We start from the raw sequence: 9,608 nt of genomic DNA, 5'->3' as shown, positions 1-9,608 counted from the left end.
AGCGCCAGGGTGGGCGACAGCTTCTCGTGGGCGAAGGGCTCGGCCTCGTCGATGTCGGTGACCTCGGCGATCAGCACCTTGGTGGCGAGCGGGACGTTCAACCCGGCCATGGCGGCGATGGCGTGGGCGGGCTGGCCGACGATGTCGGCGTTGAGATGGCCGTCGGTCAGCAGCACCTTGCGCACGGCGTCGGCCTCGCGGGCCGACAGGATGTAGCCGCCATGATGGGCGAAGCGGTCGCGCACGGCGTCATAGACGGCATCGACCACCACCGCCGACTGCTCCGACGCGCAGACCACGCCATTGTCGAAGGTCTTGGACATCAGGATGGAGGCAACGGCGCGCTTGATGTCGGCGAACTCGTCGATGACGGCGGGGGTGTTGCCGGCGCCGACGCCGATGGCGGGCTTGCCCGACGAGTAGGCGGCCTTGACCATGCCCGGCCCGCCGGTGGCGAGGATCAGGTTGATGGCGGGGTGGTGCATGACGGCATTGGACAGTTCGAGCGAGGGCTCGTCGATCCAGCCGATGATGTCGTCGGGCGCGCCGGCCTCGACCGCGGCGGCGAGCACGAGGCGGGCGGCCTCGCAGGTCGATCTGCGGGCGCGGGGATGGGGGGAGAGGACGAGGCCGTTGCGGGTCTTCAGCGCGATCAGCGCCTTGAAGATGGCGGTGGAGGTCGGGTTGGTGGTGGGGACGATGCCGCAGATCAGCCCGACCGGCTCGGCGATGGTGAGGATGCCGGCGTCGTTGTCCTCGGACAGGACGCCGCAGGTCCTGTCGTCCTTGTACTTGTTGTAGATGTATTCGGCGGCGAAGTGGTTCTTGATGACCTTGTCTTCCATCACGCCCATGCCGGTCTCCGCCACCGCCATCTTGGCGAGCGGGATGCGGGCGTTGGCGGCAGCCAGAGCGGCGCTGCGGAAGATCAGGTCCACCTTCTCCTGCGGATAGTCGGCGAAGCGCACCTGCGCCGCCTTCACACGCGCAATCAGGGCGTTCAGGTCGGATAGGGTTTTAACGGTCGTGACCATGATCGGGCGTCTCCCGTCGGGTGTCGCCAAGCGGCCGGTTTCCCGGCCCGGAACCCCCGAATCTCTCGGTTCCATGCGATATGTAGGAAACCTACATCCAGCCCGGCCGCCGCGCAAGAGTGGTCATACCACTTGCCGTGAGAATTGATCTAGATCATGCCAAGCAAAGCGGGTGCAGAAGCGCGCCCATAAGGGACGTGCTTCTGCACCGCCACTATACATATGAAAAGCTGAATTGGTGATATGTAGTTTAGCTACATGGCGGAGTTGATAAGAAAAACACGCGATCAGACGCAGAAGAACTCGCGGGCAGGCGGGTTTCAAGTCTCCGCTCGTCCTTCGTACCATGGCTTTGTTGCCTTGACGATGCGAACCACCGACAGCATCACCGGCACTTCGACCAGCACCCCGACCACTGTGGCGAGTGCGGCGCCGGAACCGAGCCCGAACAGGCTGATGGCCGCCGCCACCGCCAGTTCGAAGAAGTTGGAGGCGCCGATCAACGCGGCCGGCGCCGCCACGCACCAAGCCACTCCGAACCGGCGCGACAGCCAATAGGCGAGGCCGGCATTGAAATAGACCTGGATCAGGATCGGCACTGCCAGCAGCAGGATCACCAGCGGCTGAGCCAGGATCCGTTCGCCCTGGAAGCCGAACAGCAGCACCAGCGTGGTCAGCAGCGCCAGCAGCGATACCGGCTGGATGCGGCCGAGCACGCGGGTCAGTGCCGGTTCACCGCCGGCCGCCAGCAGGCTGCGCCGCCACAGCTGGGCCGCGACCACCGGGATGACGATGTAGAGCAGCACCGACAGCAGCAGCGTGCCCCACGGCACGGTGATCGACGCCACACCCAGCAGCAGCCCGACGATGGGCGCGAAGGCGAACACCATGATCAGGTCGTTCAGCGCCACCTGGCTCAACGTATAGTGCGGTTCGCCCTCGCACAGGTTCGACCACACGAACACCATGGCGGTGCAGGGGGCCGCCGCCAACAGGATCAGCCCGGCAATGTAGGAGGAGATCTGTTCCTGCGGCAGCAACGGGGCGAAGATATGGCCGACGAACAGCGTGCCGAGCAGAGCCATCGAGAAGGGCTTGACCGCCCAGTTGATGAACAGCGTCACGCCGATTCCGCGCCAATGCTCCTTGACCTGCCCCAGCGCACCGAGGTCGATCTTCAGCAGCATCGGCACGATCATCAGCCAGATCAGCACGGCGACCGGCAGGTTGACCTGGGCGACCTCCGCCGCCGCGATCGCCTTGAACAGGCCGGGCACCAGATGGCCGAGCGCGATGCCGGCGACGATGCACAGCGCCACCCACAGGCTGAGATAGCGCTCGAAATTGCCCATGGCGGGACGTGCTGCCGGGGCGGAATGGATGTCGGCGGTCATGGATTGGCCCCCCGCTTTACGGCTCTGCCCGTGCCATGTCGTCCATCCTGCGCTTCAGCGCCATGCGGTCGAGTGACGCGATGGGCAGGCTGGCGAAGGCCTGGATGCGGCGTTCGATCTGTCCGAACACCGTCGCGGTGAAGGCGGCCTTCTCCGCATCGCTGCCCTCGGCGCCGGACGGGTCGGGGAAGCCCCAATGGGCGCTGATCGGCTGGCCCGGCCACACCGGGCAGACCTCGCCAGCCGCGTTGTCGCAGACGGTGACGATGAAGTCCATGTGCGGGGCGCCGGGTGCGGCGAACTCGTCCCAGGTCTTGGACCGCAGTTCCGTCGTCGGAAATCCCAGCCGCTCCAGCAGGTCGCGGACAGTGGGGTTGATGCGCCCGGACGGCTGGCTGCCGGCGCTGAAGCCGCGAAAGCGGCCCTTGCCCTCCCGGTTCAACAGGCATTCCGCCATGACGCTGCGGGCGCTGTTGTGCGTGCATAGGAACAGCACGTTGTAGACGCGGTTCTCGGTCATTCCTCGCTCCGTTTCCGGATGTCAACAGCCGCAGCGCGGGGCTGCGGTCTTTTCCGTGTTGGCTGCTTCCGGCGTCGGTGCGCAGATGGGGACGCAGGCAACCGGATTGGCTGATCGGCCGCAGCAGTTCTCCGACAGGAAGCCGACGATGCCGTTCATCCGGTCGAAATCGGTCGAATAGATCAGCGATCGGCTTTCCCGTCGCTGCACGATCAGCCCGGCCTGGGTCAGGTTGGACAGGTGGAAGGACAGGGTGGCCGGCGCGACCGCCAGCGCCTCCGCGATCGACCCGGCGGAACGCCCCTCCGGTCCGGCCTCCACCAGCAGGCGGAAGATATCCAGCCGCGTTTCCTGGGCCAGCGCCGCCAGGCCGGCCAGGACGTCCTTCTTCTCCATGCCGCAACTCATAAATTCGATTATTCCATAATCATAGAAATGTCAGGAGCGACGGCCGCTGTCAACGACAGTTCCATGACGATCGAAATAACATTTGTTTACAGGCCGCAAGATACAGGGCGGTGAAAAACCAAAGGCCCCCGCGGCGGTGCCGGCGGAGGCCTTTGTAGGATGGAACAGGCGGAAGTGAGCGTGCTTAGAAGCCGATGATGCCGGTCATCCAAAGCAGGATCACGATGATTCCCGGAACGCCCAGAAGCCAAAGCAGGATAGGCATGCGTCTCCTCCATATTCAGATGGACAGGTTGCAAGAGCACTGCTCTTCGATGCTGCGGAATCAACGAAATGACTTGCCCATCTGTTCCATCGATTTTCCTGCCGCGGCCACGGTTCGCCGAAAAATCTAGCCGATTATCCCTTCGGCGCCAGCCATTTCTCCATGGCATAGTTGTGGATCGGCACATCGCCGATCCGCAGGTCCCGGCGCTCCAGCAGGGTGAAGCCGCGGCGCAGGAAGAAAGGGCGGGCAGCCTCGCTGGCTTCCACATGCAGGCGGGGATGGCCGAGCGCCTTGGCGCGCGCCTCCAGCAGATCGACCAGCGCCGACATCACGCCCTGGCCGGCCGCCTCCGGTGCGCAGTAGAGGAAATTGATGTGGCCGTCGCTTTCCACGTCGCTGAAGGCCACCGGCTGGTCGTCCTCGTCCACCGCGACCAGGGCGACGCGGCCGTCGCCATAGGCCTCCCGCACCCGCTCCACCGTGGGCGCCTGCGCCGCCCAGGCCTCCACCTGTTCCGGCGTGTAGAAGCGGGGGCCGATGCCGCGGACGGAGCGGGCATAGAGCGCCGCCAGCAGCGGTGCGTCCGGCGGTCGGTAGTCTCTGATCCTCATCTGCCCCGTCTTTCGGCCCGTCTTCAGGCGGTCATTTCGCCGGCGCCAGCCGCAAGACCGCGCCGTCGGCGGCATCGGTGATGACATAGAGGGCGTCGTCCGGACCCTGTGCCACATCGCGGATGCGCGCGTCGAGCGGAATGCGCTCCACCTCCTTCGCCCCGGTCCCTCCCGTCCCGTCGATGGCAACGCGTACCAGCCCCTTGGCGCTGAGGCCGCCGATAAGGGCGCTGCCCTGCCAGTCGCGGAACAGCCCGCCGGTGTAAAAGACCATGCCGGAGGGCGAGATCACCGGCGTCCAGTGGATCACCGCGTCGGTGAATTCCTTGCGGGTCGGCGGGTCGGGGATGTCGCGGCCATCGTAATGCTTGCCCCAGCTGACCAGCGGCCAGCCGTAATTCTTGCCGGCTTCCGGCCGGTTCAGCTCGTCGCCGCCCATCGGGCCCATCTCGGCGATCCACAGCGAGCCGCTGCGCGGGTCGATCGCCGCCGCCTCGATGTTGCGGTGGCCGTAGGACCAGATGGCGCCGGCCGTCCCGCCCTCTCCCGCGAAGGGATTGTCCTTCGGCAGCGAGCCGTCGCGGTTCAGCCGGATCACCTTGCCCAGCGCGTTGTCGCGGTGCTGCGCCGGGTCGAACTTGTAGCGTTCGCCCAGCGTCAGGAAGATGTGGCCGTCGGGGGCGAAGGCGATGCGGGTGCCGAAATGGTTGCCACCGTCCACCTTGGGCGACTGACGGAAGATGACGTGCAAGTCCTCGATCCCGCGCTCGCCCAGCGTGCCACGGCCGAGCGCGGTGCCGGCGGTGCCCCCACCCCCGCTGCCTTCACCCGGCTCGGCATAAGCGAGATAGATGGTCCGGTTGCGGGCGAAATCCGGATCGACCGCCACGTCCATCAGCCCGCCCTGGCCCTGGTTGAACACCTTCGGCGTGCCGGCCAGCGGGGAGGACAGCGAGCCGTCGCGCGCCATGATGCGCAGCCGGCCCGGTTTCTCCGTCACCAGCGCCCGGCCGTCGGGGAGGAAATCGATGCCCCAGGGCCGCTCCAGCCCGTCGGCGACGCGGCTGACCGCCACCGGCCCGGCGCTGGTCCGGACGGTCTTCACCGCCGCGGCGTTGCCCGGCTGCGACTGTGCCAGGGCGGGGGCGAGCGGAATGGCGAGAGCGGTGAGAAGGCTGGCGGCCGACAGGGTCAGGGTGCTGCGCATCACGATCCTCCGGTTTTCTCGAATTGGCCTTCCAGATGGGGGTATCGGCGGAACGGCCAAGATCCCTTCGCCGAAAGAATCCCCTGCCGGCCCCGTAACACGCCCCGTAACACGCCCAGTAACACCCTGGGGGTATTGTTCATCCGCCGCCCCGGACCTCACCCTCCGCAGGACAAATGGTGATGTCACGGACCTTCCGTCAAAGGCGCGACCCGGAAGACGTCACCGGAACAGGAGTGTTTCAGGAGGTGGATATGAGGGATGACGTGACTCTGCACCGCAGGCTGGGCCTGTCGGCGGTGGTGCTGTTCGGGCTGGCCTATATGACGCCGATGATCGTGCTGGGCACCTTCGGCGCCCTGGCGACCGCCAGCGAGGGCACGACGGCGATGGCCTATGTGCTGGCCGCCGGTGCGATCCTGCTGACGGCGATCAGCTATGGCGTGATGGCCCGGGTCTATCCGGTGGCGGGTTCGGCCTATACCTACGCCCGCAAATCCCTGAGCCCCAGCATCGGCTTCCTGGTCGGCTGGGCGGTTCTGCTCGACTATTTCTTCCTTCCCATGGTGATCTGGCTGATCGGTGGCGCCTATCTGTCGTCGGCGTTCCCCGGCGTGCCGGTCTGGGTCTGGATCCTTGGCTTCATCGGCTTCACCACCCTGGTGAATCTGGCCGGCGTGCATTTCGCCGCCCGCGTCAATCTGGTGCTGATGGTGGTCCAGCTGGCCGTGCTGGGCGCCTTCATCCTGCTGGCGGCGCGCTTCGTCATGGCGGCGGGCGGGCCGGGCGGGCTGGCGTCCGTGACGCCCTTCTTCCGGGCGGATGTGCCCTTCGGCGCCTCCGTCGCCGGGGCGGCGATCGCGGCCTATTCCTTCCTGGGCTTCGACGCCATCTCCACCATGACGGAGGAGGTCCGCGACGCCCGGCGCACCATGCCGCGGGCGATCATGATCGTGGCGCTGGCGGGCGGCGCGATCTTCGTGCTTGCCGCCTATGTGACGCAGCTGGCCCATCCCGGCACCCAGTTCGAGTCCGTGGACGCCGCCGCCTTCGAGATCGCCAAGACCATCGGCGGCGACCTGTTCGTCACCATCTTCCTCGCCACGCTGGTGGTGGCCCAGTTCAGCTCCGGCCTTGCGGCGCAGGCCAGCGTCGGCCGGCTGCTGTTCGCCATGGGGCGCGACGGGGTGCTGCCGTCGGGGCTGTTCGGGCGGCTTCATCCGCGCTGGCGGACGCCGGTGTTCAATCTGGTGCTGGTCGGGGTCGTCGGGCTGGCCGCGTTGTGGATGGACGTGACGACCTCCACCTCCTTCATCAATTTCGGCGCCTTCCTGGCCTTTACCGCGGTCAACCTGTCGGTCATCGCGCTCTATCTCCGGCACGAGCCGCAGGTGCGGTCGGCGGGGATGCTGGTCGGGCTGGTCATCCCGGCGGCAGCCGCGCTGTGCGACCTCTATCTGCTGGCCAACCTGGACGGCAACGCCAAGCTGCTGGGACTGGTCTGGCTGGTGCTGGGCGTGCTCTACCTCGCCTATCTGACCGCGCTGTTCCGCAAGGCGCCGCCGGAGATCCATTTCGTGGAGTCGGTGTCCTGAAGGGTACTCCGCCGGCCGGCAGTCACCGCGGGCCGGCGGAGATCAGCGGATCGGTCAGGAAGGTGCGGAAGAGTTCGCCCTGGCTGGAAATCCTCAGCTTGGCATAGATGCGGCGGCGATGGACCTTCACGGTGTCGGGGGACAGCGACAGCACCGCGGCGATGGACTGGGTGGAATGGCCCTTCAGGATCAGCGTGACCACCTCCAGCTCGCGGTTGGTCAACAGCGGATGCTCGATCCGCCGCGGGGTGCCGGCCTTCGCAGGCTCGGCCGCGGCGTTGGGCAGACCATGCCAGTGCCGCTCCCCCAGGGCGCGGACGAGGCTGGCGGCGGCCTCCAGCCTCGCCAGTTCGTCGATGGAGAAGCGCGCCGCCTCCCCGACGCGGCACAGGGACAGGATGCCGACATGGCCGGCGTCCAGCGTCAGACGGAAACCGACCTCGTCGACGATGCGGGTCGCCGCGTAATGGAGGCGGAAATACTCCGACTGTTCGAAGTCGTCGGGTGCCAGCTTGCGCATGACGATGAAGGGCGGGCCGTCGGGATGGCGGCTGGCGTCATAGAAGGGGTCGAGGACATAGGTGCCGGCCAGATACTGGTCGACGATGATCCGGCGGTCGGTGCCCGGCCGGTCGTTGTGCAGGTCGAAGGCGCGACCGTCGGGAGAGTAATGAAAGCCGTTCATCATCTGGTGGGTCACCAGCCCTTGCAGCGCAGCCTCCAGCGCCGCCGGAAAGCCGGGCGTGCCGAGCGCCGACACCGCGCGGGCGATGGCATCGTTCCAGTCCGCGAAAGGCGGAGCGGCACCGGGTTCGCCAGCGGAGTCGACGGCGGAGCGCATGGGGAGGGTAGCCTTTCCTCGTCCGGCGCCGGCCTTTCACAACAGGCGGCACGGACAGGCATCGTGGCATGACGCCCGCCGCATTTCCAAATCTTTTCAAGGGCATGTCGGCCCATCATAACCATCGTCGCCGCCGTCGACGGTTCACTTTCCACAGGTAAGCCCATGACCTCTCCGATGCCGACCGAACTCCACCCGCTCGACCTCCCGGCCACCGCGATGGCGGCGGGCATCCGTTCCGGCCGCGTCCAGGCCGAGACGGTGGTGGCAGAGGCCATCGCCCGCGCCCGCGCCGTCTCCGAACCGCTCAACCCCTTCACCCTGCTGCGGGAGGAGCAGGCGCTGGCCGCCGCCCGCGAGGCCGACCTCGCGGTGAAGCGGGGGGAGGCGGTCGGCCCGCTGCATGGCGTGCCCTTCGCCGCCAAGGACATGACGCCGACCGTGGGGGATCTCACCACACTCGGCTCCTGGACCGAGAATTTGCGGCCGGAGGAGAGCGCGCTGTGCATCCGCCGGCTGACCGGGGCCGGCGCCATCCTGATCGGCAAGACCACCACGCCGGAATTCGCCCATTCCAGCTTCACCTACAGCCCGCGCTGGGGGGTGACCCGCAACCCGTGGGACCCGGCACGCACGTCCGGCGGATCGTCCGGCGGGTCGGCGGCGGCGGTGGCCGCCGGGGTGGTGCCCTTCGCCGAGGGAACCGACATGGGCGGATCGGTGCGCATCCCGGCCGCCCTGTGCGGCACGGTCGGGCTGAAGCCCAGCCTGGGGCGCATCCCCATGACGATCCTGCCCAGCCTGTTCGACGGCATCTCCCATTTCGGGCCGCTGGCGCGGACGGTCGATGACGCTATCGCCTTCATGGAGGCCGCATCGGGGCCGAGCGACGAGGACATCCAGTCGCTGCCGCTGACCTTCTCCGCCGCCCGGGCGCGGGCGGGGCTGCTGGAAGGGCGGCGCTTCGCCCTGTCCGTCGACCTCGGCTATTACGAGGTGCAGCCGGACGTGGAGGCGGCGGTCCGTGCGGCGGCGGACCTGCTGCGCCGGGCCGGGGCGGTGGTGGACGAGGTGTCGATCCCCTGGACCCGGGCGGTGAACGACCAGTGGTTCGACCTGTGGTGCGTGTTCATGAGCGCCTATTTCGGCGACCGGCTGGAAGCGCAGCGGCAGCGCATGGACCCGGCCATCGTGGCGCTGATGGAGCGCGGCTTCGCCCTTGGCGCCACCGAAATCAAGCGGGTGGAACTGCTGCGCACCGCCATGTGGCGCGACATGGCCCGGTTGTTCGAACGCTACGATGCGCTGCTCTGCCCGGCCTGCGCGGTGACGGCGCCGCCGGCAGACGCCGGTGACGACGATTTCATGGCGACGGCCGAGGACGGGCGCTATCGCGGGCTGGACATGACCTGTCCGTTCAACCTGCTGCCGCAATGCCCGGCGCTGTCGCTGCCGGTCGGAATGGCCGCGGATGGGCTGCCGGTCGGCCTCCAGATCGTCGGCCGCCGCTTCGCCGACGAAGACGTGCTGGGCATCGGCCGTGCCGCCGAGGCGCTGCTGGCCGATGCCGGCCGCACCGGGGCGCTGCCCCCCTGGCATGGCGCCCGCCTGGGCCGTGGCTGAGGGGGTGGCCGAGGGCATCGACGCAATTCGTCACATCATTGTGTGCATACCCCGGTCATCCGATTCCGGTTCCCGGCTGTTACCGTTCCGTCGCGTCGTTCGGAGCA

General features: G+C 67.6%; 9 protein-coding genes. 2 read left to right on the top strand and 7 right to left on the bottom strand.

Translation table 11 applies throughout. The features are described 5' to 3' along the window. The 6 genes from J2848_RS31530 to J2848_RS31505 all read right to left on the bottom strand — a co-directional run. Positions 1-1,034 (bottom strand): aldehyde dehydrogenase family protein (locus tag J2848_RS31530; RefSeq protein ID WP_253568795.1); only part of this gene is annotated, 1,034 nt, incomplete at its 3' end. 320 nt (positions 1,035-1,354) lie between these two features. Continuing rightward, on the bottom strand, positions 1,355-2,386 hold the full coding sequence (gene arsB, locus J2848_RS31525; protein ID WP_149234431.1) for an ACR3 family arsenite efflux transporter: 1,032 nt from the start codon (positions 2,384-2,386) through the stop codon (positions 1,355-1,357). 58 nt (positions 2,387-2,444) lie between these two features. Then, positions 2,445-2,948 (bottom strand): arsenate reductase ArsC, encoded by a 504-nt coding sequence (locus J2848_RS31520; RefSeq protein WP_246194270.1) that lies wholly within the window; start codon positions 2,946-2,948, stop codon positions 2,445-2,447. A gap of 21 nt (positions 2,949-2,969) precedes the next feature. Continuing rightward, the gene (locus J2848_RS31515) at positions 2,970-3,344 is read right to left on the bottom strand and encodes an ArsR/SmtB family transcription factor (RefSeq protein WP_246194271.1); all 375 of its coding nucleotides are present in this window, start codon (positions 3,342-3,344) and stop codon (positions 2,970-2,972) included. Between the two features lie 411 nt (positions 3,345-3,755). Beyond that, positions 3,756-4,235: a GNAT family N-acetyltransferase gene (locus J2848_RS31510; protein WP_149234326.1), complete on the bottom strand. Its 480-nt coding sequence runs from the start codon at positions 4,233-4,235 to the stop codon at positions 3,756-3,758. A 31-nt stretch (positions 4,236-4,266) separates the two neighbouring features. Beyond that, the gene (locus J2848_RS31505) at positions 4,267-5,442 is read right to left on the bottom strand and encodes a PQQ-dependent sugar dehydrogenase (protein WP_149234327.1); all 1,176 of its coding nucleotides are present in this window, start codon (positions 5,440-5,442) and stop codon (positions 4,267-4,269) included. Positions 5,443-5,696: 254 nt separating this feature from the next. Between J2848_RS31505 and J2848_RS31500 the strand changes: the two genes are divergently transcribed. Continuing rightward, the gene (locus tag J2848_RS31500) at positions 5,697-7,037 is read left to right on the top strand and encodes an APC family permease (RefSeq protein ID WP_149234328.1); all 1,341 of its coding nucleotides are present in this window, start codon (positions 5,697-5,699) and stop codon (positions 7,035-7,037) included. Between the two features lie 22 nt (positions 7,038-7,059). Here J2848_RS31500 and J2848_RS31495 read toward each other — a convergent pair whose 3' ends face one another. Further along, positions 7,060-7,878, bottom strand: coding sequence for a helix-turn-helix transcriptional regulator (locus tag J2848_RS31495; protein ID WP_149234329.1), 819 nt, complete (start codon positions 7,876-7,878; stop codon positions 7,060-7,062). Positions 7,879-8,043: 165 nt separating this feature from the next. Between J2848_RS31495 and J2848_RS31490 the strand changes: the two genes are divergently transcribed. After that, complete coding sequence (locus J2848_RS31490) at positions 8,044-9,501, top strand: amidase (protein ID WP_149234330.1); 1,458 nt, start codon at positions 8,044-8,046, stop codon at positions 9,499-9,501. Positions 9,502-9,608 lie beyond the last annotated feature (107 nt).

The sequence above is a fragment of the Azospirillum lipoferum genome, assembly GCF_024170005.1.
In the GTDB taxonomy this organism is placed as follows: domain Bacteria; phylum Pseudomonadota; class Alphaproteobacteria; order Azospirillales; family Azospirillaceae; genus Azospirillum; species Azospirillum lipoferum.
This window is presented reverse-complemented; position numbering and strand designations above follow the sequence as displayed.